We start from the raw sequence: 25,542 nt of genomic DNA on the forward strand, positions 1-25,542 counted from the left end.
CTTAAGACTTCGCGGGTTCTGCTGACGCTTGTTGCGCCTGCTGATTTTCTGGAGCGACTTCTTTAGCTTTCACCTGTGCACCGGGTCTGATTTTTTGCAGACCAGTGACGATAACGCGATCGCCCGCTTTCAAGCCCTCGGCAACCAACCATTTGTCACCAATTGCTTTACTGGTTTTCAGCATGCGAGGTTCTACTTTATCGCCTTCTCCCACTACCATCGCGGTAGCCTGACCACGAGGATCGCGCGTGACACCTTGCTGGGGAACTAATAAGGCAGTCGGGTTAACGCCGGAATCGAGACGAGCCCGGACAAACATACCGGGAAGCAGGTTATGCTGTGGGTTCGGGAAGATAGCGCGTAGCGTGATGGAACCTGTGGTTTCATCTACCGTAACATCAGAGAATTCCAATGTACCCGCTTCGGCATATTCAGTGCCGTTTTCTAACAGCAGACGGACATTCGCTTTGCCTTCATTCTGCTTCAGCGTGCCGCTTTCCAGTTCTCTTTTCAATTGCAGGAAATCGTTACTGGACTGCGTAACATCGACATAGATTGGATTAAGCTGCTGTACCGTCGTTAATGCTGTTGCTTGCCCGGTTGCCACCAACGCGCCTTCTGTGACCGTAGATTTACCCACGCGGCCTTCGATTGGCGAATTAACCTTGGTGTATGCCAGATTGATTTGTGCCGTGTCGACGGCTGCTTTAGCTGCCTGAACTGCCGCATCAGCCTGACGAGAGGTAGCGACAGCCTGATCGTAATCCTGCTTGCTGACGTAGTTGGTGCCCAGCAGCGGTTTATAGCGGTTGACTGTCAGGCGGGCAATTTCTGCCTGAGCCTGTGCCTGAGCGAGTGAGCCTTTGGCGCTATTGTAACTTGCCTGATAGGTCGCAGGATCGATTTGATACAGCGATGCGCCAGCTTTAATGTCAGACCCTTCAACGAAGTTGCGTTTGAGAATAATACCGCCAACCTGTGGGCGAACTTCGGCAATGCGGTAAGCACTTGTGCGGCCCGGCAGCTCGGTCATGACATTCAGTGCTTCCGTTTTTAACGTCACAATACCCACTTCAGGCATCTGCTGCTGCGCGCCGCCTTGCTGATTATTGCCGCTATCACATCCTGCGAGCATTAAGCCGCCAGAAAGCATCAGAACTGCCGCCAGAGGCGTTAGCCCTCTGTTTTTGTTCATAGATAAACCTCAAGTGTCCGATTTGAAATTGACCAATGGATCACAAGCTTAAAAACCCATTGCTGCTATAGTCTTATGTTCATGCTATGTTACATACATTCTCGAATGTATGTAAATCACGCTTTCCTTCAAATACAGCGATATGGCACGAAAAACCAAACTATCATGGTACGAAAAACTAAAAAACAGGCTCAGGAAACCCGACAACATATACTAGATACTGCGTTGAGAGTCTTCTCTGAGCATGGTGTGTCTGTGACGTCATTGTCTGACATTGCCACCGCTGCCGGTGTGACCCGCGGTGCTATTTATTGGCATTTTAAGAACAAAGCCGAAATTTTTGATGAAATCTGGGCGCTGGCTGAGTCAAAACTCAGTGAGTTTGAAATAGAGTATCAGACAAAATTCCCTGATAATCCACTCCGTGTGATGCGTGAATTGTTGATTTATATGCTGCGTTTAACCGGCAGTGATACTCACTGGCGCTCTATCATGGAAATTGCATTTCACAAATGTGAGTTTGTCGGTGAAATGTTGCAATCGTATAATGCGCGTAAAGCGCTTTATCTTTCCTGTTATATCGATATTGAAGAAAACCTGATTAAGTGTATTCGTATGGGAATGTTGCCGACGGATATTTATCCCCGCCGTGCAGCGATCGCGCTACGCGCCTACTTTTCCGGCGTGATGGAGAACTGGCTATTTATGCCAGAAAGTTTCGATCTCGATCAGGAAGCACCGGAACTGGTGGATGCTTTTATCGATATGTTACATTTTAGCCCTGCGCTGCGTAAACCCGCCGGGTAAGTGGCTGTTCGCTCGTATTCATCTACCTTACCCATTCGCACAGAGCTATTTGCGTCGTGCAGAAGATTCCGCGTTAGTTTCTCTTTGCGCGATCTTTTTTTCAAAATCAGTTCGTACCATGGCCAATGCCGCTAGCGCGATATCGGGTTCGATCTGGTTCTCTTCCAGTAGCATAATCAAATCAACCGCCAGCTTGACCTCGGGTGGGGCATTTTCAAGTGACATGAATCAACTCCTCTTTTTTCTCTGCGAAGCCGCCGCATTATAATCCTTGTTCCCGGCGTTCGATCTGACGTTCCAGACGTGATAGTGCCTGACGGCAGCGTGCAAGTCGTCCTTCCAGCGCCGCCAGTTCTTTTTGCAGCCGCTGTTGCTCGCTGAAGAGCGTCTGCGTGATGAGCAGACTTTCTCTATCCTGAATCATGGAAAGCAAACGGCGTTCATAATCCTGATGCTCCGCGAGCTTGTGATACACATCTCCATCTGGATGTGGCGTGGTACGTTGCTCTTGTCGGCGTAGTGACTGTGTTGCCAGTTCACGCTGCAAGGCGGCTATCTGACTGACCAGCTTTTCAGCCAGAAAGGCTACGCGATCGGTGCGCTGCTCTACCACCAGTTGTTTTATGGCGTACAGGTTTTGTTCAACCTCGGCGCGATAATCACGTAGCCGGGTGCCGTAGCTGCTAAACAGCTGACGATCAAAGCGTGATTGCGGCACGGCTTTATCCGCCAGCGGTTCCAGCGCTTTCGACAGCGTACTAATTTGTTGCTCAAGCGCCTGCAGCAATTGATGCGTGTTCACTTTTTTCCCTTACGGTTAAGGTCAATGATTCAGCCAGCCAACTCAGACGTAATATGTCAGCGTGGTAAGTTATACGGTGCTTTGTGGCTTGCATGAGGATATCTTAACTAATCCATTGGGCAAGGTGGTGATAAAGTGTGATGAACATTGTCGTCGACAAAACTTAGTGGTAGCGAACAAAGCGTAAAGGTGAATATGTATCGCGTGTTGCTGATTATTCTGGGGTGGGTTTCCGTTGCGCTGGCAACGTTGGGTGTCGTGTTGCCCTTATTACCGACCACGCCTTTCTTGTTATTGGCCGCCTGGTGCTTTGCTCGCTCGTCCCCGCGTTTCCATGACTGGCTACTGTACCGCTCCTGGTTTGGCAGTTATCTGCGTCATTGGCAACAACATCGGGCGTTGCCACCGGGAGCAAAATGGAAGGCTGTCACCTTGATTCTGCTGACGTTTGCACTTTCGCTCTGGCTGGTTAAGCTGGTTTGGGTCAGGATCTTGCTATTAGCGATTTTGGCGATTTTGCTGACCTTCATGCTTCGTTTGCCTGTGGTTGATCCAGAACAACAAATGCAAGGCGTGAATCCGAAAAGATAGCGTAAGCGGCGGTCTCTGTGACGGGAATACAAAAACTACCCACCCAGAGTGCGGGTAGTTGCATTTGTTCGCCACTTTGACTAGATTTGGGCGTTTTCGTGCGCGGGTCGCCATTTTCCTCTTTGTCATAATGCTTATTCATCACATCATGCGATGGTGAAAGCCTTGTGGCGACCGGCATTTGTATGTTTAGAACGTTTTATCAGGCACAATTATGATGACCGTAACAGCGCAGCAGCAGGCAGAATTAATTAAAAACAGTATCAAAAGCATCCCCGATTATCCGAAACCGGGCATACTGTTCCGTGATGTTACCAGCCTGCTGGAAGATCCTGTGGCCTATGCGGCCAGTATTGAGATGCTGGCGAACCGTTACCGCAATACCGGAGTGACGAAAGTTGTTGGCACGGAAGCGCGTGGTTTTCTGTTTGGCGCACCGGTTGCGCTGGCGCTGGGTGTGGGTTTTGTTCCCGTGCGTAAGCCAGGCAAACTACCACGTCCGACGATCAGTGAAAGCTATGAACTGGAATACGGTTCCGATACGCTGGAAATTCATGCCGATGCGATCTCTGCGGGTGATAATGTGCTGGTGATTGACGATCTGCTGGCAACGGGCGGTACGCTCGAAGCTACGGTGAAATTGATCCGTCGTCTGGGTGGTACGGTTAACGATGCCGCTTTTATCATCAATCTGTTCGATCTGGGCGGTGAGCAACGCCTGACCGAGATGGGTGTCACCTGCTATAGCCTGGTTGACTTCCCCGGACATTAATCATAACAGTCTCGCCGATAGCGGCGTGGCTGTGTTAGCATGATCGCCTCAATAACTCGACTGTTGCGGTATTGATGAGCTATCAGGTTCTTGCCCGTAAGTGGCGTCCCCAAACCTTTACCGATGTTGTCGGTCAGGAACATGTCCTGACCGCGTTGGCTAACGGCCTTTCCCTAGGCAGAATCCATCACGCTTATTTGTTTTCTGGCACTCGCGGTGTTGGGAAGACGACCATTGCCCGTTTGCTGGCTAAAGGGCTGAATTGCGAACAGGGCGTGACGGCAACGCCGTGCGGCCAGTGTGACAACTGCCGCGAAATCGAGCAGGGGCGTTTTGTCGATTTAATCGAAATCGATGCTGCGTCTCGTACTAAAGTCGAAGACACGCGCGATTTGCTAGATAATGTGCAGTACGCCCCTGCGCGTGGGCGATTCAAAGTGTACCTGATTGACGAAGTGCACATGCTATCGCGCCACAGCTTTAATGCGTTGCTGAAAACGCTGGAAGAACCGCCTCCGCACGTCAAATTTTTGCTAGCAACCACCGATCCGCAGAAACTGCCGGTGACCATTTTGTCACGTTGCCTGCAATTTCACCTCAAAGCGCTGGATGTCGAACAGATTCGTGCACATTTGGAACAGGTATTACAGGCAGAGAATCTGGTCAGTGAACCACGCGCGCTACAACTCTTAGCGCGTGCTGCTGATGGAAGCTTGCGTGATGCGCTGAGCCTGACCGATCAGGCTATTGCCATGGGGCAAGGGCAGGTGACGACGGATTCAGTCAGCCACATGCTGGGAACGTTGGACGATGAACAACCGCTGGCACTGATTGAAGCGCTGGCGAAAGGCGATGGCGCACAGGTGATGTCGCTGCTAGACCAAGTCGCGTCACGGGGCGTGGACTGGGAATCGCTGCTGGTGGAAACCCAGACGCTGCTACACCGTATCGCGATGGTTCAACTGCTACCTGCGGCATTGGGCGATGATTATGCTGCCGTTGAAGCGCGTATGCGAGAGTTAGCTCGTGCGCTGCCGCCTGCGGATGTACAGCTTTACTACCAGACGATACTCATTGGCCGCAAAGAACTGCCTTTTGCACCCGATCGCCGGATGGGCGTGGAAATGACGCTACTGAGAGCGTTGGCGTTTCATCCCAGTCAGATTATTGCCGAACCTGTTGCACCAATCAGCGTAGCGCCTGCTCAGGTGACGCGTATGCCTTCTGTGCAGAAGCCGGTTGCCACCGCGTCGGTGACGGCTCGTGCGCCAATGCAGCAACACACTGAATCTCATGATGATGTGCAGCCGTCATCTTATTCTCCTGAACCGACAGTGGATGCCTCTGCCTATGCACCGCCGTTAGGGGAAACGTCTGCTTCAACTGGTTCTGCGGATCAGCTGGGTGAGAGCGAATTGCCTGATGCGACGTCTCAGCTATTACAGGCGCGTAGTCAGCTCTTGCGAAAACAGGGGAGTACGCCACCAAAAAAGGCTGATCCGGCAGCGTCTGACAACACGCGGCCGGCAACCTCAGCGCTGGAGCGATTGGCTTCGGTGACTGAGCGCAGCATTCAACGGCAAAACGCGAAAACGTCTCCCTCCGAGCCCAAAAAGCCGGAAGCGTATCGTTGGCGGGCGCAGAATAAAGTCGAAGAAGAGAAGGTTGATGTCGCAACGCCAAAGGCGCTGCGTTCGGCCTTAGAGCACGAAAAAACGCCAGAACTGGCGGCACGGCTGGCGGAAGAGTCTCTGGAGCGGGATGCCTGGGCGGCGGAAATCCATCGCCTGACGTTGCCAAAGCTGGTACAACAGCTGGCGCTTAATGCGTTTAAAGAGAGTGACGAGGCAGGCAAGGTTCATCTGCATCTGCGTTCCTCCCAGCGACACCTGAATTCACCTGCGGCGCAAAAGACGCTGGTGGACGCATTGACGGCTCACTATGGGTATCCTGTAGAATTACTGATTACTGAAGACGACAACCCGGCGGTGCGGACGCCGCTGGAGTGGCGTCAGGCTATCTATGAAGAGAAGCTGGCGCAGGCACGTCAGTCAATTCTGGCCGATACAACGATTCAAACGCTGCGGCGTTTCTTTGATGCGGAACTGGACGAAGAAAGTATCCGCCCTGTTTAACCGCTGCGAGTGCGCAGCCCGACGTGATAGAGAGAAAACTATGTTTGGTAAAGGTGGAATTGGCAACCTGATGAAGCAAGCCCAGCAGATGCAGGAAAAAATGCAGCAGATGCAGGAAGAAGTGGCGAATCTGGAAGTCACGGGTGAGTCGGGTGCGGGTCTGGTGAAAATCACGATCAACGGTGCGCATAACTGTCGCCGTGTTGAGATCGATCCAAGCCTGATGGAAGACGACAAAGAAATGCTGGAAGACCTGATCGCTGCGGCGTTCAACGATGCCGCTCGTCGTATTGCTGAAACGCAAAAAGAGAAAATGGCGTCGGTTTCCAGCGGCATGCAATTGCCGCCGGGCTTCAAGATGCCGTTCTGATGCAGACCAGTCCGCTTCTTGAGTCATTGATGGAAGCACTGCGCTGCCTGCCGGGCGTTGGCCCCAAGTCGGCGCAGCGCATGGCGTTTCAACTGCTGCAACGCAATCGCAGCGGCGGTATGCGTCTGGCGCAGGCGTTGACGCGGGCGATGTCCGAAATCGGTCACTGTAGTGATTGTCGGACATTTACCGAGCAGGATGCTTGTGCGATTTGCTCGAACCCACGCCGCCAGCAAAATGGGCAAATTTGCGTGGTAGAAAGCCCGGCTGATATTCATGCGATTGAACAAACGGGGCAGTTTGCCGGTCGTTACTTTGTGCTGATGGGGCATTTGTCGCCGCTGGATGGCATTGGCCCAGACGACATCGGTTTGGGGCGGCTGGAAGAGCGACTGCAAGTGGAATCGATCAGCGAAGTCATTTTGGCTACTAACCCGACGGTAGAAGGTGATGCCACGGCGAATTATATCGCTGAGCTCTGCGCGCAACACGGCGTGATGGCCAGCCGCATTGCACACGGTGTTCCCGTTGGCGGTGAGTTGGAAATGGTTGACGGCACCACACTCTCGCATTCGCTCGCGGGTCGCCAGCCTTTCCGGTTTTAAGCTGTCGGCTGCCTGCGTCATTGTCTGGCAGCCGCAGTCCGCTTTTCTTTCCCCTTCATTTTCTCGAATCGCTGAAATTTACCCCTTGAAATCACCCCGATTTATCCCCATCTGCTACTTATCGTCAGTTTAATCAGCCTGAATAATATTAGGATTGAGGTAAGCAACAATGAGTATGAAAGGCCAAGAAACTCGCGGGTTCCAGTCCGAAGTTAAGCAACTCCTGCATTTGATGATCCATTCGCTTTATTCCAACAAAGAAATTTTTCTGCGTGAATTGATCTCTAACTCCTCCGATGCGGCGGACAAATTGCGCTTCCGCGCGCTGTCTACCCCTGAACTGTATGCAGGCGATGGCGATTTGCGCGTGCGGGTGTCTACCGATAAAGAAAAACGTACACTGACGATTTCTGACAACGGTATCGGCATGAGCCGTGACGAAGTGATTGATAATCTTGGTACGATTGCGAAATCCGGCACTAAGGCCTTTCTGGAATCCATGGGTTCCGATCAGGTTAAAGATAGCCAGCTGATTGGTCAGTTCGGTGTGGGCTTTTACTCTGCCTTCATCGTGGCGGATAAAGTGACTGTCCGCACCCGCGCAGCGGGGGCAAATGCCGATCAGGGCGTGTATTGGGAATCTGCTGGTGAAGGCGATTACACCATTGCCGACATCACCAAAGACGATCGCGGCACGGAAATCACGCTTCATCTACGCGAAGGTGAAGACGAGTTTCTGGATGACTGGCGTGTGCGTTCCGTCATTAGCAAATATTCCGACCATATCGCGCTGCCGGTAGAGATCGAATCCCGGACAGAAAGCGAAGAAGAAGGCGGTGAGTCCACCGTTAGCTGGGAAAAAATTAACAAGGCGCAAGCGTTGTGGACACGCAGTAAATCTGAAGTCAGCGATGATGAGTATAACGAGTTTTATAAGCACATCTCTCATGACTTTACCGATCCACTGAGCTGGAGCCACAACCGTGTGGAAGGCAAGCAGGAATACACCAGCCTGCTCTACATCCCTGCACACGCACCATGGGATATGTGGAACCGCGATCATAAACACGGCCTTAAATTATACGTTCAGCGCGTCTTCATTATGGATGATGCCGAACAGTTCATGCCGAACTACCTGCGTTTTGTTCGCGGCCTGATTGATTCCAACGATCTGCCGCTGAATGTTTCCCGTGAGATTCTGCAGGACAGCCGTGTGACGCAGAACCTGCGTAATGCGCTGACTAAGCGTGTGCTGCAAATGCTGGATAAACTGGCGAAAGATGACGCGGAAAAATACCAGACGTTCTGGCAACAGTTTGGACTGGTATTGAAAGAAGGCCCGGCGGAAGATGGCAGCAACCGCGAAGCGATCGCGAAACTGCTGCGCTTTGCTTCTACGCAATCCGACAGCTCCACACAGACGGTATCGCTGGAAGATTACGTCAGCCGGATGGTGGAAGGTCAGGACAAGATCTACTACATCACCGCAGACAGCTATGCGGCGGCGAAGAGCAGCCCGCATCTGGAGCTGTTCCGTAAGAAAGGCATCGAGGTATTGCTGTTGTCCGAGCGCATTGACGAATGGATGATGAGCTACCTGACCGAGTTTGACGGTAAATCCTTCCAGTCGGTTAGCAAAGCGGATGACACGCTGGACAAACTGGCTGATGAAGAAAACGATGCGCAGAAAGAAGCACAAAAAGCGCTGGAGCCGTTTGTTGAGCGTGTGAAAACCTTGTTGGGCGAGCGCGTTAAAGATGTGCGCTTCACCTACCGCTTGACCGATACACCAGCGATTGTCGTAACAGATGCCGACGAGATGAGCACCCAGATGGCGAAACTGTTCGCCGCAGCGGGCCAACAGGCACCGGAAGTGAAGTACATTTTTGAACTGAACCCGGAGCACGCGCTAATTAAACGTGCGGCTGACGTTTCTGATGAAGCCGAGTTTGGCGAGTGGGTTGAGCTGCTGCTGGATCAGGCTTTGCTGGCCGAACGTGGTACGTTGGACGACCCGAATCTGTTCATTCGTCGTATGAATCAGCTATTAAGCGCCTGATAGTCATGCCCTCCAGATCCCGGTGCCAACCGGGATCTTCCCCGACTTTTACGCTTCCTTCCTCTGACGAGAGTTTATTCGTCTACACTGAATGGCAACATTGGGCAGGCGGCAAACCGTATTTTTAGGTATCTGGCTTTTTTTCATCTGCCTACACATTGCTGAAGCGAGCCCGTTCCTTGAGCATAAGCGTCTGGAATGGTATGGTTTAGCGTTTTTCAAATTTATTTTATAAATATTACATAGCAAGGGGATTTACGCGATGCGTATTATTCTGCTGGGCGCTCCGGGCGCAGGCAAAGGTACTCAGGCTCAATTCATCATGGAAAAATACGGTATTCCGCAGATTTCCACGGGTGACATGCTGCGTGCAGCGGTAAAAGCGGGTACTGAATTGGGCAAGCAGGCTAAAGAAATCATGGACGCGGGTAAACTCGTCACTGATGAACTGGTCATTGCTCTGGTTAAAGAGCGCATCGCCCAGGAGGATTGCCGTAACGGTTTTCTGCTGGATGGCTTCCCACGCACCATTCCGCAAGCTGATGCGATGAAAGACGCTGGCATCAATGTGGATTACGTTATCGAATTTGCCGTTCCTGACGAACTGATCATCGATCGTATCATTGGCCGTCGCGTTCATGCGGCGTCCGGTCGTGTCTATCATGTAAAATTCAATCCGCCTAAAGTTGAAGGCAAAGACGACGTGACGGGTGAAGATCTGAGCATTCGTAAGGACGATCAAGAAGATACCGTGCGTAAGCGTCTGGTTGAGTACCATCAGCAGACTGCGCCGTTGGTTTCTTACTATCAGAAAGAAGCGGATGCGGGTAACACGCGCTATTTCAAAGTGGAAGGCACGCGTAAAGTGGAAGAAGTTCGCACAGAACTGGAAACTATTCTGGGCTAATTTTTCTCAGTGAATCATGCACCATCCTCTGAGTGCCAGACGACCGTCTGGCATTTTTTTCATCCTAACACCCTCGTTTGCTTATTTCCCTCTATTGATAGCATCGGCGTTACCCCTGTTATCTACCCGTATTTGTTTAGCTTTTTTTCGCTACAATAGACATTTGATGTTACGCACTGGTGGGCTGAAAGAAAGCCCGCTCTCCATAAAAGGAAGACGGCGATGAAACAAGAGAAATACGGCGTGTTGATGGTGAACTTAGGAACGCCCGATGCCCCGACGCCACAGGCGGTGAGGCGTTATCTTGCCGAGTTCCTGAGCGATCGGCGTGTGGTGGATACGCCGCGCCTGCTCTGGTGGCCGCTGCTGCGCGGCATCATTCTGCCAACTCGCTCACCACGTGTGGCGAAGCTCTATCAATCGGTCTGGATGGAAGGGGGATCGCCGCTATTGGTGATTAGCCGTCGGCAGCAGCAGGCACTGGCTGCACGTATGCCGGAAACGCCTGTTGAGCTGGGCATGAGCTATGGTTCACCGAGCCTGCGTTCAGCGTTGGATAAGCTATTGGCGCAGGGTGTAACGCAACTGGTGGTTTTGCCGATGTATCCGCAGTATTCCTGCTCAACGACCGCTGCCGTGTGGGATGGGCTCGCGGCACAGCTACGTGATAATCGCCAGTTGCCTGCGATTCGCTTTATCCGTGATTACGCTGAGCATCCTGCCTATATTGCAGCGTTGAAGCATCGTGTTGAACAGTCTTTTGCGGAGCATGGTGAGCCGGACAGGTTGGTGATTTCCTATCACGGTATCCCTGTGCGTTATGCAAATGAAGGGGATGACTATCCGCAACGCTGTCGGGCGACGACAGAAGCACTGATTGCTGCGTTGGGGCTGCCGGATGGAAAAATAATGATGACCTTTCAGTCGCGTTTTGGTCGTGAACCCTGGCTGACGCCGTACACGGATGAAACCATGCAAGGATTGCCTGCGCAGGGCGTTAAACATATTCAAATTATGTGTCCGGGGTTTGCTGCTGACTGCCTGGAAACGTTGGAAGAGATTCAGGAACAGAACCGTGAAATTTTCCTGCACGCAGGCGGAGAAGTGTTCCACTACATTCCTGCACTCAATGACGATCCGCTGCACATCGATCTGCTGGAAGAGCTAGTTGGAAAAGTGGAGTAGGGACAAGGTTGCTTTTGTTTGGCGATACTTAAAGGCATGGTATTTGTATCGTACAGCATAAAAAACGGCGGACCTGTTTGCCCGCCATTTTTTCTCTAGTGTGTAGCCAGTTAGATAGGGCACGCCTGAGGTGCTGGAGGGATTTCATCCAGCTTCAATAGCGTAATCATACTGTTGGCAATTTCTCTCTCGCCCATTACCACCTCGTTGGCACCGTGCTCGGTAATGTAGCTGACTTCATCGTCATAGTGTGCGCGGGCAATAATCTCCAGATCGGCGCGTTTCTCACGGGCTGCTGCGACGATTTCCCCTGCCTCATAGCCGTTCGGAATCGTCAGTAATAACCAACGGGCGCAGTCCAAACGCGCAATATCCATGATTTCAGGCTTGGTGGCGTTGCCCAATACGGCTTTAATACCCTGTTCGCGCAGTGCATCGACCCGTGTTCGGGAATTCTCAATCACCACGACGGGAATACCAGCCTGATGCAACTTAGCGCCAATCAGACTACCAACTCGACCATAACCGACCAGCAACGCATGGTTGCACATATCGACAGGAATCTGTTTCTCTTCCTCGATAGCTTCTTCCACGATCTGTTCTTCTATTGTTTCATGCTTTGCCAGATAGCGCTCAAGCAGCGTAAACAGCAGCGGGTTTATCATGATGGAGAGAATGGCGCCGGCGAGTACTAGACTTCGTCCTTCTTCGGATAACAACCCCAACACAATGCCGAGCCCTGCCAGAATAAAGGCAAATTCGCCGATCTGCGCCAGACTGGCAGAAATCGTCAATGCTGTCCGTTTTGAGTGACCAAAGAGACGAACCAGCGCGAAAGCGGCGGCTGACTTACCGAACACGATAATAGCCAGAGTGATCAGCACGGAAATCGGGTCGTTCAGCAGAATCATCGGATCAAACAGCATACCGACGGAAACGAAGAACAATACGGCGAAGGCATCACGCAGCGGCAGCGTATCATGCGCTGCCCGCTGGCTGAGTTCAGATTCGTTCAGTACCACGCCTGCGAAGAACGCGCCCAATGCAAAGGAGACATCAAACAGTTTCACCGCACCAAAGGCGATACCGAGAGCCATCGCTAACACTGCCAGCGTGAAAAGCTCGCGTGAACCGGTGCTGGCGCTTTTTGCCAACACCCACGGCACCAAACGACGCCCTACCACAATCATCAGGGTGATAAACGCGATGACTTTACCGATGGTCCAAGCCAAATCGGCCAGCAGTTTGCTGGTGTCGGCATGTTCAGCCCCGATCATGTCGCCGAAGGCGGGCAACAGAACCAGTGTAAGCACCATCGCCAGGTCTTCAACAATCAGCCAGCCGATGGCGATTTGGCCACGCTGGCTATCAATCAGCTGTCGTTCTTCCAGCGCGCGCAGCAGAACCACAGTACTGGCGGTGGATAGGCAAAGGCCAAAAACCAGGCCGCTCGCCAGGCTCCAACCCAACATGGCGGATAACCCCATTCCAAGTAGCGTAGCCACGGCAATCTGGGCTATCGCACCGGGAATGGCGATGGACTTTACCGCCATGAGATCTTTCAACGAGAAGTGCAGGCCAACGCCAAACATTAGCAGGATTACGCCAAGTTCAGCTAGTTCTGATGCCAGTGAGGCATCGGCAACGAAGCCGGGGGTAAAAGGGCCGACGAGTACGCCTGCGGCAAGGTAACCAACAAGGGGAGAGATACGCAGGCGGTGTGCCAGAATACCAAGGAGGAAGGCAAGAACGAGCCCCCCAGCGATAGTAGAAATTAGCGGTGTTGCAGCATGCATCCCAACTCCTTGTGCCATAGGTGAAACGTAATTGAGCGGATTTACCCTTCTTGCCTTGAAGTTACAGCGTGGTGAGCGGCCTTACGTACCCTTATCACTTTTATTATGTACCGAAAAGCGTATTGGGATTCGTTCGTTTGCTGTCTGGCTGCAACGCCAATTATTCTGGGTATACATAAATTCTATTGCATGTAGCGAAATGTTGCTTGGATAAAAGTGGTATTTTATTAAAAATATCAGTTTCTCCAGATAAAGATAGTGTAACACAGATTTAGTGATGGTTTCTGGCGATAAGCATTGATAAACATGCGTAATTATTCTGATAGCGTGATGTTCTGGCTGTAATGCCTTACTACTTTTCTGTGTATTCAGTGAAAAAAAATTTCCCACTGGTGTAAAACCTCGGAAAACAGAGAATAAACGGTGTGATACGGAGTTATTCCAATGAAGCATCCATATTAACAAGAGTTCATGACGGCGCGACGACAGTGCTATGCCAGCGCGACGTTACTCTCGCTGCGATACCTAATCTGATTTTGTTGGCTATCGCACATTGCTGACGAACGGCGTGAACGTGCTTGGCGCATTGTTCATCTGGCTGTGATAATTTGTGCAATGAATTTCTCAGTGGTTCCACTGTAGCTTTAAAATAAACGGAGATTTATCATGCGCTTTTCACTAAAAGCTCTGGGATGTGCGATAGCCGTATCGCTAGCGCTAACGCCTGTTATGTCAATGGCTTGGGAAAAAGATAAAACATACGCCATCACTATTTTGCATACCAATGACCACCATGGTCATTTCTGGCATAACGATCACGGCGAATACGGTTTGGCGGCACAAAAAACGTTGGTTGATCAGGTTCGTCAGGAAGTGGCGAGTCAAGGTGGTAGTGTACTGCTGCTTTCCGGCGGTGATATTAATACCGGCGTCCCTGAGTCTGATTTGCAGGATGCGGAGCCAGATTTCCGCGGTATGAACATGGTTGGCTATGATGCCATGGCACTTGGCAACCACGAATTCGATAATCCGCTGTCTGTCCTGCGTCAACAGGAGAAATGGGCGAAATTTCCGCTGTTATCGGCCAATATCTATCAAAAAAGTACCAGCCAGCGCTTATTCAAGCCTTATGCCCTGTTCGACAAGCAAGGTGTGAAAATCGCGGTTATCGGCCTGACAACGGACGATACGGCCAAATTAGGCAATCCTGAGTATTTTACCGATATCGAATTCCGTAACCCTTCCACGGAAGCAAAGCAGGTTGTTGAGCAATTGCGGAAGAGCGAAAAGCCAGATGTGATTATTGCCGCGACGCACATGGGGCACTATGACGATGGTAATCATGGCTCGAATGCGCCGGGTGATGTGGAAATGGCGCGTAGCCTGCCGGCCGGGTATCTAGATATGATTGTTGGTGGTCACTCGCAGGATCCAGTCTGCATGGCACAGGAAAATAAAAAACAGGTGGACTATGTTCCTGGCTCGCCTTGCGCACCCGATCGCCAGAACGGCACCTGGATTGTTCAGGCGCATGAGTGGGGTAAGTATGTCGGTCGTGCTGATTTCACATTCCGCAATGGTGAATTGAAACTTGAGCACTATCAGCTGATACCGATCAACCTGAAGAAAAAGGTAGAGAAAGACGGCAAAACCGAACGTGTCTTCTATACGCATGAAATCGCGCAGGATTCTGATGTCATGAAAATGCTGACGCCGTTCCAGGAAAAAGGACAGGCGCAGTTGGGTATTAAGATCGGTAGCGTGAAAGGGAAACTGGAAGGTGACCGCAATCAGGTGCGTTTCCGTCAGACCAATCTGGCACACGTACTGCTATCTGCACAGCTTGAGCGTGCAGAGGCCGATTTTGCCATTATGAGCGGCGGTGGTGTACGTGATTCGATTGAACCGGGTGATATCACTTATAAAGATGTACTGAAGGTTCAGCCATTTGCGAACACGCTGGTTTATGTCGATATGAAAGGCAGTGACGTCGAGAAATATCTGGCTGTCGCCGCCAATAAAAAGGTGGATTCCGGTGCCTATGCGCAATTCCTTAACGTCAGTCTGACTGCCGATGGTCAAGGTGTGCAGAGCGTGAAAATCAAAGGTGAACCGTTGCAGGCCGATAAAGTTTATCGTATGGCAACGCTGAACTTTAATGCGATGGGGGGGGATGGTTACCCACGCCTTGATAACCTACCGGGCTATGTGAACACCGGCTTTGTCGATGCGGAAGTGTTGAAGCAATACATCGAGAAACATTCACCGCTGGACGCAGAAGCCTACGCGCCGAAAGGTGAAATTGTTTATAAGTAACTCATAATTATGGCGGTTTTTGTCTCTTTGCTGATGGCGAAAACCGCTGTTTTTGTGAAGTAGAATTCTGAAATACGGTGTTGCATTTAGGCCCTTAATGACTCCTGTTGGATAAGTTTAATTTACTGATTTAATTGGATAAATGCGTTTAGTGAATTGCGTTAACTTAGTGCAATAGAACTGCCAAATAGACGATACTTCTGATGTACCCTCACTAACGGTCTCTCAGCCATCACTCCGCCGTTTCTCTCCAGCCACTTACTGCGCCATTCTAACCGCTTAGCGCGCTATTCTGCCGCCTACCTAAATACCCACCTCACGCGCGCGCACGATGACGTATTGTGCCGCCACTATCTTCCTGTATCTGAAATACGCGATGACTTGCGTTATCGCACGACGCTTTACCCGAGTTCCTTTTTCTACAGCTAATAAAATCAACCGATTACTGATTTTTAATTGAAGGATGTCTTATGAAGAGCAGTTCCATTCTTAAACACATCCCCTGGATGATTCTTGGAATCATTGGGGCTGCCAGCCTTGGCGTAGTCGCACTACGTCGTGGCGAGCATGTCAGTGCATTATGGATTATTGTTGCTTCTGTCGCCGTTTACCTCGTGGCTTATCGATACTACAGCCTGTATATCGCACAAAAAGTCATGCAGTTGGACCCAACCAGAGCAACCCCTGCCGTTGTCAATAACGACGGTCTTAATTATGTGCCGACGAACCGTAACGTCCTGTTCGGGCACCACTTTGCTGCTATCGCTGGTGCGGGCCCGTTGGTTGGTCCTGTACTGGCCGCGCAGGTCGGCTACTTGCCGGGCACCTTATGGCTGCTGGGCGGCGTGGTGTTGGCGGGTGCCGTGCAGGACTTCATGGTGCTGTTTATTTCTACCCGCCGCAAAGGGGCGTCGTTAGGCGAAATCGTGAAGGAAGAGCTCGGCTCAGTTCCTGGAACGATTGCACTGTTCGGCTGCTTCCTCATCATGATCATTATTCTTGCCGTACTGTCGCTGATTGTGGTGAAAGCGTTGGCGGAAAGCCCGTGGGGTGTCTTTACCGTGTGCTCTACGGTGCCGATCGCGCTGTTCATGGGTATTTACATGCGCTTTATCCGTCCAGGTAAAGTCGGTGAAGTCTCGGTGATAGGGGTCGTGCTGCTGGTATTGGCGATCTGGTTTGGTGGTGTGGTTGCACACGATCCGTACTGGGGCCCAGCGCTAACCTTCAAAGATACCACCATCACCTTTACGCTGATTGGTTATGCCTTCGTATCTGCACTGCTACCAGTATGGTTGATTCTGGCACCGCGTGACTATCTGGCGACCTTCCTGAAAATTGGTGTCATCGTTGGTCTGGCGATTGGTATCGTGATCCTGAACCCGGATCTGAAAATGCCAGCGGTAACGCAGTTTGTGGATGGATCTGGTCCGGTCTGGAAAGGTACGCTGTTTCCGTTCCTGTTTATTACCATTGCCTGTGGTGCCGTGTCTGGCTTCCACGCGTTGATCGCTTCCGGCACCACGCCGAAGCTGCTGGCGAACGAAATGGATGCGCGCTTTATTGGCTATGGCGCAATGTTGATGGAATCCTTCGTGGCGATCATGGCGTTGGTTGCCGCGTCTATCATTGAACCAGGACTGTACTTCGCGATGAATACTCCGCCAGCGGCGTTGGGTATTACGATGCCGGATCTGCATCGACTGGGCACGGCGGATGCGCCGATGATTCTGGCACAGTTGCATGACGTATCCGCACATGCGGCGGCGACCGTTAGTTCCTGGGGTTTCGTGATTTCTCCTGAGCAGATTCTGCAAACGGCGAAAGACATCGGTGAACCTTCCGTTCTGAATCGTGCTGGCGGTGCACCAACACTGGCTGTCGGTATCGCACACGTGTTCCACCAGATCATTCCTGGTGCCGACATGGGCTTCTGGTATCACTTCGGTATTCTGTTTGAAGCGTTGTTCATTCTGACGGCGCTGGATGCGGGGACGCGTTCTGGTCGCTTCATGTTGCAGGATCTGCTGGGTAATTTTGTTCCATTCCTGAAGAAAACGGATTCTCTGATTGCCGGTATGATCGGTACGGCAGGCTGCGTGGGTCTGTGGGGTTACCTGCTGTATCAAGGCGTGGTTGATCCGCTGGGTGGCGTGAAGAGCCTGTGGCCGTTGTTTGGTATCTCCAACCAGATGCTGGCTGCGGTAGCGCTGGTGTTGGGGACGGTTATCCTGATTAAAATGAAACGCGCTCAGTACATTTGGGTCACGCTGGTTCCGGCGGTTTGGCTGCTGATCTGTACTACTTGGGCACTGGGCCTGAAACTGTTCAGCGACAACCCACAGCTGGAAGGTTTCCTCTATATGGCGAATATGTTCAAGGGCAAAATTGCCGAAGGTGGTGCCGATTTGAGCGCCCAGCAGATTGCCAATATGAACCATATTGTGATCAATAACTACACTAATGCTGGCCTGAGCATTCTGTTCCTGTTCGTGGTGTACAGTATTATTGCGTACGGCATTAAAGCGGCGCTGGCGGCACGTAAAGTGGCTGAACGTACCGATCAGGAAACACCGTATGTACCAGTTCCTGAAGGTGGCGTTAAAGTCTCTTCCGGCCACTAAGTGACTCGCATCCGTCAGATTTTGCGAGACAGCTAGCAAGGCTGAACGTGAAAGATGACGGGTACAGATACCCTGTATAATGTATAACGTTATACAGGGTATTTTTTATCTAGCCGCTATTGCAGGCGTGGTCTGGAGGTAATGATGTTTGGCAATCTGGGAAAAGCAGGAAAATATTTGGGCCAGGCGGCGCGTATGCTGGTCGGTATGCCAGATTATGACACCTATGTGCAGCATATGCAGGCTAATCACCCGGATAAACCTGCGATGACGTACGAAGAATTCTTCCGCGAACGCCAGCAGGCGCGTTACGGCGGAGACGGCAAAGGCGGGATGCGTTGCTGTTAACGACTTGGGATCTGTTATGACTCAACCACTTTATGTCACTATTCTGACCGGGTTTCTCGGTGCTGGGAAAACCACCTTATTACGGCATATCCTGAATGCCGAGCACGGCTATAAGATTGCCGTGATTGAAAACGAATTCGGCGAAGTCCCGATTGATAATACGTTGATCGGTGAACGTGCCAGCCAGATTACGACGCTGAGCAACGGTTGCATCTGCTGCACGCAGTCCAATGAGCTGGCCGATGCGCTGCTCGATCTGGTTGATGGCGTAGATAACGGCACGCTGGATTTTGATCACGTCATCATCGAATGCACGGGTATGGCCGATCCGGGGCCAGTTGCACAGACCTTCTTCTCGCATGAGGTGATCTGTGAACGCTTTGTCCTTGATGGGATTATCACGCTGGTGGATGCGGTTCATGCGCAACAGCAGCTCGATCAGTTCACCATTGCACAATCGCAGATTGGCTATGCTGACCGCATACTGCTGACCAAAACGGATGTGGCAAGTGAGGACGAAACACTGCTACCGCGTCTTCAGCGTATTAACGCGCGTGCACCGATCTACCCTGTGGTACACGGCGATATCGATCTGAGCGTGCTGTTTAACATCGACGGTTTTGTCCTCAGCGATAAACTGGACGTGAAAACGCCGGTATTTCGCTTTGTTGCTCCCACGCAGAATAACGTGCAGTCGATTGTGGTGTATCTTGATGATGCCGTTGAGCTTCAGGCTGTCTCCGATGTGATGGAAAATCTGCTGCTGCAATTCTCCGATAATCTACTGCGTTATAAAGGCATTCTGGCTATCAACGGTGACGACCGTCGCCTGCTGTTTCAGGGCGTCCAGCGCTTGTATAGCGCCGACTGGGACAGAGAATGGCACGCTGATGAAGAAAGAAAGAGCGTGTTGGTGTTTATTGGTGTGAATTTACCCGAACAGGAAATCCGTGACGCTTTTTCCCGTCTGATGCCGTAACGTTTCTGTCTTATTTGTGCTGGTCACTCAGGCCAGCACCATTGATTCAATCCTATTCTCGCTATATTCCTGATTCTGCTTATGTCGCGTTCTGTCTGGCAGGGGAGTGCCGATTCTCAAAATGGGAATAGTGCAATTGCACTAAAAAATAACTACCTTATTGTAATTATTACGAATACATCTAAAACGTGATCGCCTCTCGTTTTTTAATGGAATATTGGTGGTATTTTATTAAAACGATATTTCATTATTTAGTGAGGTTAAGTATGCGTAGTGGTCTTGCTCTGTCATTAATGGCTTCCTGCATCACATTGGGTATCCAGGCTGGTTCGGCACAAGCGGCCAGTTCAGTAAAATTCCCGGATAAAACCTGTGACGTTACGCAATACGGGGCTGAGGGTCACCGCCTACAGATCGCACTGAATACTCAAGCTTTTCAGAAAGCGATTGATGATTGCGCTGCGGCTGGCGGAGGTACGGTACACGTCCCTCGCGGTAACTATCTGGTTGATCCGCTGTTCCTGAAAAGTAACATCAGACTGGATCTGGCAAAAGATGCCACGATTGTTGCATCGACGGAAGAAACGGCATATCGCGCAACGGAACAAACCAAATACGCTGAAGCGGAAAATGGCTGGCTTCCCTTTATCAGTATTGCTGATGCACAGAATGTGGCTATCACCGGTCAGGGCACCATTGATGGACAGGGGGCTGTCTGGTGGGAGCGCTGGCGTGCCAATATTCGTGCAACGGGCAAGAAGGGCGGGACCGATCGCCCCCGTCTGATTTATATCAAAAGTTCCAGCAACGTGCTGGTGGACGGTGTCACGTTAACCCATTCCCCGAGCTTCCATGTTGTGATGCGTTACTCGCATGATGTGGATGTCAACGGTACGCGAATTCTGTCGCCGTGGCATGCGCCAAATACTGATGCTATCGACCCGATCGACAGCCAGAACATCCGTATTACCAACAACTATATCGACTGTAATGACGACCATATCGCGATAAAAGCGGAGAGGCCGGATAGCCGCTTCCCGAATGGCGTTGTGGATAACATCTATATCGCCAACAATATTCTGAAGCAGGGACGCGGTATTTCCATCGGCAGCGAAACCTCCGGCGGCGTGAATAACGTGCTGGTTGAAAATAACCAGTTCGAAGGCTCCATGTATGGTATCCGCATTAAAACTCTGCGTGGTAAAGGCGGTGAAGTGAAAAACATCACCTACCGTAATACCAAAATGGTGGATGTCGAAATCCCGCTGGTGTTTGCTGCTTACTACAAAGCCGCGCCGATTGTGCAGGCAGAGGTAGACAAGATGCTGGCCGAAGGTGGCTTCACGATGGGCGAGCAGATTTATCCGCCGGATACCGATCCTGAACAGCCGTTTGATCAGTACAAGACGCCGCATTTCAGCAATGTGACGATCGAGAATTTGGAATCGACCGGCAAGACCAAAGCCGCGGCTTACATTATCGGCGTACCGGAAGCGCCACTCAGTGGTTTCCACTTTGATAATGTACGCATTGATGCGGATAAAGGCATTCGCATCAGGAATGCAGAGCTGCAAACCAAAGGACTGACGCTGAATGTGAAGGAAGGCCCGGTGATGCAGTTGGATAAAGGGGCAAAAGTCGATCAGTAATCGATTATGAAGCGATAGCAGGGGACACACTGGCCGTGGAGTCCTCTGCTATCTGCTTCGTTCTGATATGATAGTGTCCGACAGACTATGCGCGTTTTAGCTCGACATTAATCATTCTTGGCAATATCGGCAAAGGTGGCGCGCAGCAACCGAGCCAAATCGTCTGCTGACAGTTCAATGTCCAGCCCGCGTTTACCGCCAGAAATAAAAATGGTACCGAATTCGCGTGCTGGTTCATCAATCACCGTCGGCAGCAGTTTCTTCTGTCCAAGCGGGCTGATCCCTCCTACCAGATAACCTGTGACACGCTGAGCGATGATCGGATCGGCCATATCGGCTTTTTTGGCGGACAGTGCACGGGCGACTTTCTTGAGATCTAACATGCCAGCGACCGGCGTAACGGCCACGGCGAGGTTTTTCGCATCACCATTTAAGGAAACGAGTAGCGTTTTATAAACCTGCTCTTTATTCAGACCCAGCTTTCTGGCCGCCTCCTCGCCAAAATTGGTTTCGTCGCTGTCATGGTGGTAGCTGTGTAGCGTAAAAGCGACCTTGTTCTTCTCAAGTAAATTGACTGCGGGTGTCATGATTTCACTGTCCTTAAACCCTTTGTGGGCCTTATCTTGCGGGCGCGGTGGCGCGTCATCGTGTGTTCTTTTACGGGGTTTCTGAATGGCTATTTTTTAGCAGTGAAGGTAAATTTTCATCGCCATACAGATGCAGTGCGCCGACGGCCACAATGTAATTTCCAGGTGGTAGCGCCTGAAGCTGTTGTTGCCAGCGACGGTTGCGTTGACCCATCAGCAGGTCGGACATTTCATTGCTGAACGTCGCGGGAATATCCGGTTTATATTTTCCGGGTCTGCTGTCTAGCCACCAGCCTACCATCGTTTGCAGCAGACGGGCATTAGCGTGCCAGTGTTTAATCGTATCTTCCAGCAGTAGCTGGCCGCCCTGCGGCAGTTGTTGTAACAGATTAACCTGCGTCTGCTGTCCTTCCAGTTCGATAACCTGAATGCCATGAGATTTTGCCGCATTAATTAACTGATAATCAATGCCGTAGTCGGGGCGTAAGCCCAGAAGTTGGGCCTGTCTTGCTTGCAGCATTAGCGCGACCTGCCAGCCTGGCAGTGTATTGATCGTGTGCTCATCGAAAGAGAGCGATTCGCAGATTTTCTGCAACTGGCGATAGTTTTCTGGGCTGAGGCGCTGTGCAAGCGGTGGCTCAGCATCGTTCTTACCGAAGGGGGAATGAGAGTCTGAGATATCGGCTTCTACGATAAGAGCAGTTGCCTGTCGAAGTTGCTGTAGCAGCGTAGCGGGCAGCGGAGCCATATCCTGGCTACCCATATGAATGCTGCCGACCAGATGCAACTGTCGTTCGTTGGTGAGTTGAACATCTATCGCCGGGTAGGCATAAGCTAGTGGTGAAATAAAGCCAAGAAAAGTCGCGATCCTACGCAGCAGTTGCCCCATTGATTCTGCCTCCTGATGTGTGAATAACTATGCTAAACGCTAGGTGCGGAACAATACAAGAGATACCGAAGTTAGAGTGAGCGCGGTTAAATGGGGCTGGCGGACGGCGATAAAGATCACGATGATTTTCGGTAAGGGAAAATGCGGCGAGTCTTAACAACGCGCCGCATTTTTATTACTGATTTTTAGGTTTAAAACGCAACAGGCGATTGGCGTTGCTGACCACAGTGATGGAAGAAAGCGCCATTGCGGCACCCGCGACTACTGGGCTGAGCAGCGTTCCGGTCAGCGGGTAGAGCACGCCCGCCGCAATCGGAATACCCAATGAGTTATAGATAAATGCGCCCAGCAGATTCTGCTTCATGTTGCGCAGCGTGGCATTGGAGAGTGCCAGCGCATCAGCGACGCCGTGCAGGCTGTGACGCATCAGTGTGATAGCCGCGGTCTCAATGGCAATATCGCTGCCGCCGCCCATCGCAATGCCGACATCGGCCTGCGCGAGTGCGGGCGCATCGTTAATGCCATCACCAATCATCGCCACGCGTTTGCCTTGCGCCTGTAGCTTTTTGATGGCCTCTGCTTTGCCGTCTGGCAGCACCCCAGCAATCACCTGATCGATACCCGCTTCTTTAGCGATGCTCTTTGCCGTGAGTGGGTTGTCTCCCGTTAGCATGACGAGCTGATAGCCCTGTTGGTGCAGGCGCTGCAAGGCGCTGACGCTATCCATCCGCAGTGGATCGTGAATAGAGAACACCGCAATGATGTGACCATTTGCTGCGAGCAACACGGGTGTAATGCCGCGCTGAGCCTGCTCGCCGATCAGCATTTCACCTCCGGTGATATCGACCTTATGCTGTTTGAGCAGCGCGGGATTCCCCAGCAGCAGGTCGACATCCGAGATCTTGCCGCTGACGCCGAGACCGCGCAGTGTGCGGAACTGTTCGGTTTGCATGAGTGTCAGATTCTCTGCTCGTTCAAGAATTGCTTTTGCCAGCGGATGATTAGCACCTTGCTCCAGCGACGCTGCCCAGATCAGTGCCTGTGCTTCCGTCACATCACAGAAGGTATGAATCGCCACGACGCGAGGCTGCCCTTCGGTTAGCGTACCGGTTTTGTCAAACACCAATACATCCAACTTGCTGGCCTGTTGCAAGGCATCGGCATCCCGTACCAGAACGCCAAACTCCGCTGCACGTCCAACGCCGGAAATAATCGACATCGGCGTTGCCAGTCCAAGCGCACAGGGGCAGGCAATGATCAGAACGGTCGTGACGATAATGAGCGTATAGACCATCTGCGGTTGTGGCCCCACAAAGAACCAGACTGCGCCGCTGAGAAGCGCGATGGCCACAACGACGGGAACAAACACGGCAGAAATACGATCTGCGAGCTGGCCGATAGCGGGTTTGCTACTTTGCGCCTGCCTGACCAGCCGAATGATTCGCGATAGGGTGGTTTGGTTGCCGATTGCATCAGCCCGGAAGAGGACGCTGCCATCGGAAACCAGCGTACCAGCGTGAACCGTATCGCCAGTCGTTTTGGCTTGCGGGATCGGTTCCCCAGTCAGCATGGCTTCATCCACCCACACTTCGCCTTGCAAAATCTCGCCATCGACAGGAATTCGGTCGCCGGTTGTCAGGCGCAGCGTCATGCCGGACTGCACGTCAGACAGTGGAATGGATTTTTCGCCTTCTTCTGTCACGACGCGGGCTGTCGGGGGCGTCAGATCGAGCAGCCGCTCCAGCGCACGAGAGGATCGCTGGCGGGCACGCTGTTCCAGCGCATGGCCTAGATTGATTAAACCGATGATCATCGCGCTGGCTTCATAGTAAAGATGGCGCGCCGCCATGGGGAAAAGATCCGGCCACAGGTTGACGGTAATAGAATAAAGCCAGGCGGCGCCCGTTCCCAGCGCGACCAGCGTATCCATGGTCGCCGTGCCATTTTTCAGACTACGCCAGGCATTACGGTAAAAATGACTGCCAGCGAATACCATCACTGCCAGCGTCAGAATACCGATGACGAGCCACGGCGTTTGGCTTTCCGGCGTCAGGCTCATGCTGCCGCCCAATACCCCCCACAGCATCAGCGGCACACCAAGCAGTAAACCTAGCGTTGCCTGCCACTGAAAGCGTCTGATAGCCTGTTGAGAGGTTTGCTGCTGGCGCGCACGACGCGCCTCTTCATCCTGAATAATTTCTGCGCCGTAGCCCGCTTGTTCAACGGCTGCAATCAGCGCCTCAGGCTCAGCGTGACCGCTCACTAACGCGCTGCGCTCAGCGAGATTCACTCGCGCCTGCGTAACGCCGCTGACGTTTTGTAGCGCCGTCTGTACGCGATTCACACAGCTGGCACAGCTCATTCCCTGAAGCAAGATCTGCACGCTGTCGTCATCGTTAGTGAACGGTGTTGTCGTTGCCGGAAGAATACTCTCGGCCGCTGGCAGCGTTTCCGGCGTTGTCGCTACCTGTGCCAGCGGCTCAATTTTTGGGTGAACGCTCTCCTGCACGCTGGCGTGATAGCCAGCTTCTTCAATAGCGCTAATCAGTAGCGTGGCCTCGACGTTGCCGTACACGTCCGCCTGCTCTGTGGTGACATTCGTCGCTACGACACCGGGAAGGGCTTCCAGCACTTTACGCGTAGCGGCGACGCAGTGGTTGCAGCTCAGGCCGGAAAGCTGGAGAGAGACATCCGGTGTGGCGGCAAGCTGTGCTTCGTAGCCCGCCTGCTCGATAGTGTCGATCAACGTCTGCGAATCAACGTCACCGCTGACGCTGGCGTACTGTTGAGTGACGTTGGTTTGTTCAACCGCAGGCAGCGCGTCCAGGGCTTTTTTAACGCGCTGAATACAGTGCCCGCAGGTTAACCCCTGCAAGGACAACACGATGGTTTGTGACATAATAATTTTCTCCCGTGATCACAGCCG

At 52.0% G+C, this 25,542-nt stretch carries 21 protein-coding genes; 14 read left to right on the forward strand and 7 right to left on the reverse strand.

Features of this window, described 5'->3' with window-relative positions; genetic code table 11:
• Window position 1 precedes the first annotated feature (1 nt).
• The gene (locus AACH44_RS05335; protein WP_261848133.1) at window positions 2-1,195 is read right to left on the reverse strand and encodes an efflux RND transporter periplasmic adaptor subunit; all 1,194 of its coding nucleotides are present in this window, start codon (window positions 1,193-1,195) and stop codon (window positions 2-4) included.
• Between the two features lie 165 nt (window positions 1,196-1,360).
• Between AACH44_RS05335 and acrR the strand changes: the two genes are divergently transcribed.
• Complete coding sequence (acrR, locus tag AACH44_RS05340; RefSeq protein WP_261848134.1) at window positions 1,361-2,002, forward strand: multidrug efflux transporter transcriptional repressor AcrR; 642 nt, start codon at window positions 1,361-1,363, stop codon at window positions 2,000-2,002.
• Window positions 2,003-2,047: 45 nt separating this feature from the next.
• On the opposite strand, the gene rsmS is transcribed toward acrR, so the two are convergent.
• On the reverse strand, window positions 2,048-2,227 hold the full coding sequence (gene rsmS, locus AACH44_RS05345) for a pleiotropic regulatory protein RsmS (protein WP_261848135.1): 180 nt from the start codon (window positions 2,225-2,227) through the stop codon (window positions 2,048-2,050).
• A gap of 37 nt (window positions 2,228-2,264) precedes the next feature.
• A complete protein-coding gene (gene priC / locus AACH44_RS05350) occupies window positions 2,265-2,804 on the reverse strand; it encodes a primosomal replication protein (RefSeq protein WP_261848136.1) in 540 nt (179 codons plus the stop codon).
• 195 nt (window positions 2,805-2,999) lie between these two features.
• Between priC and AACH44_RS05355 the strand changes: the two genes are divergently transcribed.
• The 8 genes from AACH44_RS05355 (at window position 3,000) to hemH (ending at window position 11,428) form a co-directional block, all read left to right on the forward strand.
• Window positions 3,000-3,395: a DUF454 family protein gene (locus AACH44_RS05355; RefSeq protein ID WP_261848219.1), complete on the forward strand. Its 396-nt coding sequence runs from the start codon at window positions 3,000-3,002 to the stop codon at window positions 3,393-3,395.
• A 217-nt stretch (window positions 3,396-3,612) separates the two neighbouring features.
• Window positions 3,613-4,167 (forward strand): adenine phosphoribosyltransferase, encoded by a 555-nt coding sequence (gene apt, locus AACH44_RS05360; RefSeq protein ID WP_261848220.1) that lies wholly within the window; start codon window positions 3,613-3,615, stop codon window positions 4,165-4,167.
• A 74-nt stretch (window positions 4,168-4,241) separates the two neighbouring features.
• Window positions 4,242-6,302, forward strand: a complete 2,061-nt coding sequence (gene dnaX / locus AACH44_RS05365) for a DNA polymerase III subunit gamma/tau (protein ID WP_261848137.1) — start codon at window positions 4,242-4,244, stop codon at window positions 6,300-6,302.
• A 40-nt stretch (window positions 6,303-6,342) separates the two neighbouring features.
• On the forward strand, window positions 6,343-6,672 hold the full coding sequence (locus AACH44_RS05370; protein WP_005976112.1) for a YbaB/EbfC family nucleoid-associated protein: 330 nt from the start codon (window positions 6,343-6,345) through the stop codon (window positions 6,670-6,672).
• Window positions 6,672-7,277, forward strand: coding sequence for a recombination mediator RecR (gene recR / locus AACH44_RS05375; protein WP_261848138.1), 606 nt, complete (start codon window positions 6,672-6,674; stop codon window positions 7,275-7,277). Before AACH44_RS05370 ends, recR begins: the two co-directional genes overlap by 1 nt.
• Before the next feature lie 175 nt (window positions 7,278-7,452).
• Complete coding sequence (gene htpG / locus AACH44_RS05380; protein ID WP_338659602.1) at window positions 7,453-9,336, forward strand: molecular chaperone HtpG; 1,884 nt, start codon at window positions 7,453-7,455, stop codon at window positions 9,334-9,336.
• A gap of 262 nt (window positions 9,337-9,598) precedes the next feature.
• Window positions 9,599-10,243, forward strand: coding sequence for an adenylate kinase (gene adk, locus AACH44_RS05385; RefSeq protein ID WP_261848139.1), 645 nt, complete (start codon window positions 9,599-9,601; stop codon window positions 10,241-10,243).
• 222 nt (window positions 10,244-10,465) lie between these two features.
• Window positions 10,466-11,428, forward strand: a complete 963-nt coding sequence (gene hemH, locus AACH44_RS05390; RefSeq protein ID WP_261848140.1) for a ferrochelatase — start codon at window positions 10,466-10,468, stop codon at window positions 11,426-11,428.
• Window positions 11,429-11,538: 110 nt separating this feature from the next.
• Here the strand turns inward: hemH and ybaL are convergent, their stop codons facing one another.
• Window positions 11,539-13,224 (reverse strand): YbaL family putative K(+) efflux transporter, encoded by a 1,686-nt coding sequence (gene ybaL / locus AACH44_RS05395; protein WP_261848141.1) that lies wholly within the window; start codon window positions 13,222-13,224, stop codon window positions 11,539-11,541.
• 666 nt (window positions 13,225-13,890) lie between these two features.
• Between ybaL and ushA the strand changes: the two genes are divergently transcribed.
• The 5 genes from ushA to AACH44_RS05420 all read left to right on the forward strand — a co-directional run bounded on the left by ushA (window position 13,891) and on the right by AACH44_RS05420 (window position 21,140).
• Window positions 13,891-15,540, forward strand: coding sequence for a bifunctional UDP-sugar hydrolase/5'-nucleotidase UshA (ushA, locus tag AACH44_RS05400; RefSeq protein ID WP_261848142.1), 1,650 nt, complete (start codon window positions 13,891-13,893; stop codon window positions 15,538-15,540).
• A 470-nt stretch (window positions 15,541-16,010) separates the two neighbouring features.
• Entirely contained in the window at window positions 16,011-18,164 is a 2,154-nt protein-coding gene (locus AACH44_RS05405; protein WP_261848143.1) for a carbon starvation CstA family protein, read from the forward strand.
• A 144-nt stretch (window positions 18,165-18,308) separates the two neighbouring features.
• Window positions 18,309-18,512 (forward strand): YbdD/YjiX family protein, encoded by a 204-nt coding sequence (locus AACH44_RS05410; RefSeq protein ID WP_137739549.1) that lies wholly within the window; start codon window positions 18,309-18,311, stop codon window positions 18,510-18,512.
• Between the two features lie 16 nt (window positions 18,513-18,528).
• Complete coding sequence (gene yjiA / locus AACH44_RS05415; protein ID WP_261848144.1) at window positions 18,529-19,491, forward strand: GTPase; 963 nt, start codon at window positions 18,529-18,531, stop codon at window positions 19,489-19,491.
• Between the two features lie 266 nt (window positions 19,492-19,757).
• Window positions 19,758-21,140, forward strand: coding sequence for a glycoside hydrolase family 28 protein (locus AACH44_RS05420; protein ID WP_261848145.1), 1,383 nt, complete (start codon window positions 19,758-19,760; stop codon window positions 21,138-21,140).
• A gap of 107 nt (window positions 21,141-21,247) precedes the next feature.
• On the opposite strand, the gene ybaK is transcribed toward AACH44_RS05420, so the two are convergent.
• The 3 genes from ybaK to copA all read right to left on the reverse strand — a co-directional run bounded on the left by ybaK (window position 21,248) and on the right by copA (window position 25,515).
• Window positions 21,248-21,727: a Cys-tRNA(Pro)/Cys-tRNA(Cys) deacylase YbaK gene (gene ybaK, locus AACH44_RS05425; protein WP_261848146.1), complete on the reverse strand. Its 480-nt coding sequence runs from the start codon at window positions 21,725-21,727 to the stop codon at window positions 21,248-21,250.
• A gap of 70 nt (window positions 21,728-21,797) precedes the next feature.
• The gene (locus tag AACH44_RS05430; protein WP_261848147.1) at window positions 21,798-22,616 is read right to left on the reverse strand and encodes a TraB/GumN family protein; all 819 of its coding nucleotides are present in this window, start codon (window positions 22,614-22,616) and stop codon (window positions 21,798-21,800) included.
• A gap of 175 nt (window positions 22,617-22,791) precedes the next feature.
• Window positions 22,792-25,515: a copper-exporting P-type ATPase CopA gene (gene copA, locus AACH44_RS05435; protein ID WP_261848148.1), complete on the reverse strand. Its 2,724-nt coding sequence runs from the start codon at window positions 25,513-25,515 to the stop codon at window positions 22,792-22,794.
• Window positions 25,516-25,542 lie beyond the last annotated feature (27 nt).

Origin of the sequence: Pectobacterium araliae, assembly GCF_037076465.1 — a bacterium.
Taxonomy (GTDB): domain Bacteria; phylum Pseudomonadota; class Gammaproteobacteria; order Enterobacterales; family Enterobacteriaceae; genus Pectobacterium; species Pectobacterium araliae.

Coding starts and splice junctions, on each gene's coding strand:
- AACH44_RS05335 (WP_261848133.1), bottom strand. CDS start 1,195: ATGAACAAAAACAGAGGGCTAACGCCTCTGGCGGCAGTTCTGATGCTT.
- acrR (WP_261848134.1), top strand. CDS start 1,361: ATGGTACGAAAAACTAAAAAACAGGCTCAGGAAACCCGACAACATATA.
- rsmS (WP_261848135.1), bottom strand. CDS start 2,227: ATGTCACTTGAAAATGCCCCACCCGAGGTCAAGCTGGCGGTTGATTTG.
- AACH44_RS05355 (WP_261848219.1), top strand. CDS start 3,000: ATGTATCGCGTGTTGCTGATTATTCTGGGGTGGGTTTCCGTTGCGCTG.
- apt (WP_261848220.1), top strand. CDS start 3,613: ATGACCGTAACAGCGCAGCAGCAGGCAGAATTAATTAAAAACAGTATC.
- dnaX (WP_261848137.1), top strand. CDS start 4,242: ATGAGCTATCAGGTTCTTGCCCGTAAGTGGCGTCCCCAAACCTTTACC.
- AACH44_RS05370 (WP_005976112.1), top strand. CDS start 6,343: ATGTTTGGTAAAGGTGGAATTGGCAACCTGATGAAGCAAGCCCAGCAG.
- recR (WP_261848138.1), top strand. CDS start 6,672: ATGCAGACCAGTCCGCTTCTTGAGTCATTGATGGAAGCACTGCGCTGC.
- htpG (WP_338659602.1), top strand. CDS start 7,453: ATGAAAGGCCAAGAAACTCGCGGGTTCCAGTCCGAAGTTAAGCAACTC.
- adk (WP_261848139.1), top strand. CDS start 9,599: ATGCGTATTATTCTGCTGGGCGCTCCGGGCGCAGGCAAAGGTACTCAG.
- hemH (WP_261848140.1), top strand. CDS start 10,466: ATGAAACAAGAGAAATACGGCGTGTTGATGGTGAACTTAGGAACGCCC.
- ybaL (WP_261848141.1), bottom strand. CDS start 13,224: ATGCATGCTGCAACACCGCTAATTTCTACTATCGCTGGGGGGCTCGTT.
- ushA (WP_261848142.1), top strand. CDS start 13,891: ATGCGCTTTTCACTAAAAGCTCTGGGATGTGCGATAGCCGTATCGCTA.
- AACH44_RS05405 (WP_261848143.1), top strand. CDS start 16,011: ATGAAGAGCAGTTCCATTCTTAAACACATCCCCTGGATGATTCTTGGA.
- AACH44_RS05410 (WP_137739549.1), top strand. CDS start 18,309: ATGTTTGGCAATCTGGGAAAAGCAGGAAAATATTTGGGCCAGGCGGCG.
- yjiA (WP_261848144.1), top strand. CDS start 18,529: ATGACTCAACCACTTTATGTCACTATTCTGACCGGGTTTCTCGGTGCT.
- AACH44_RS05420 (WP_261848145.1), top strand. CDS start 19,758: ATGCGTAGTGGTCTTGCTCTGTCATTAATGGCTTCCTGCATCACATTG.
- ybaK (WP_261848146.1), bottom strand. CDS start 21,727: ATGACACCCGCAGTCAATTTACTTGAGAAGAACAAGGTCGCTTTTACG.
- AACH44_RS05430 (WP_261848147.1), bottom strand. CDS start 22,616: ATGGGGCAACTGCTGCGTAGGATCGCGACTTTTCTTGGCTTTATTTCA.
- copA (WP_261848148.1), bottom strand. CDS start 25,515: ATGTCACAAACCATCGTGTTGTCCTTGCAGGGGTTAACCTGCGGGCAC.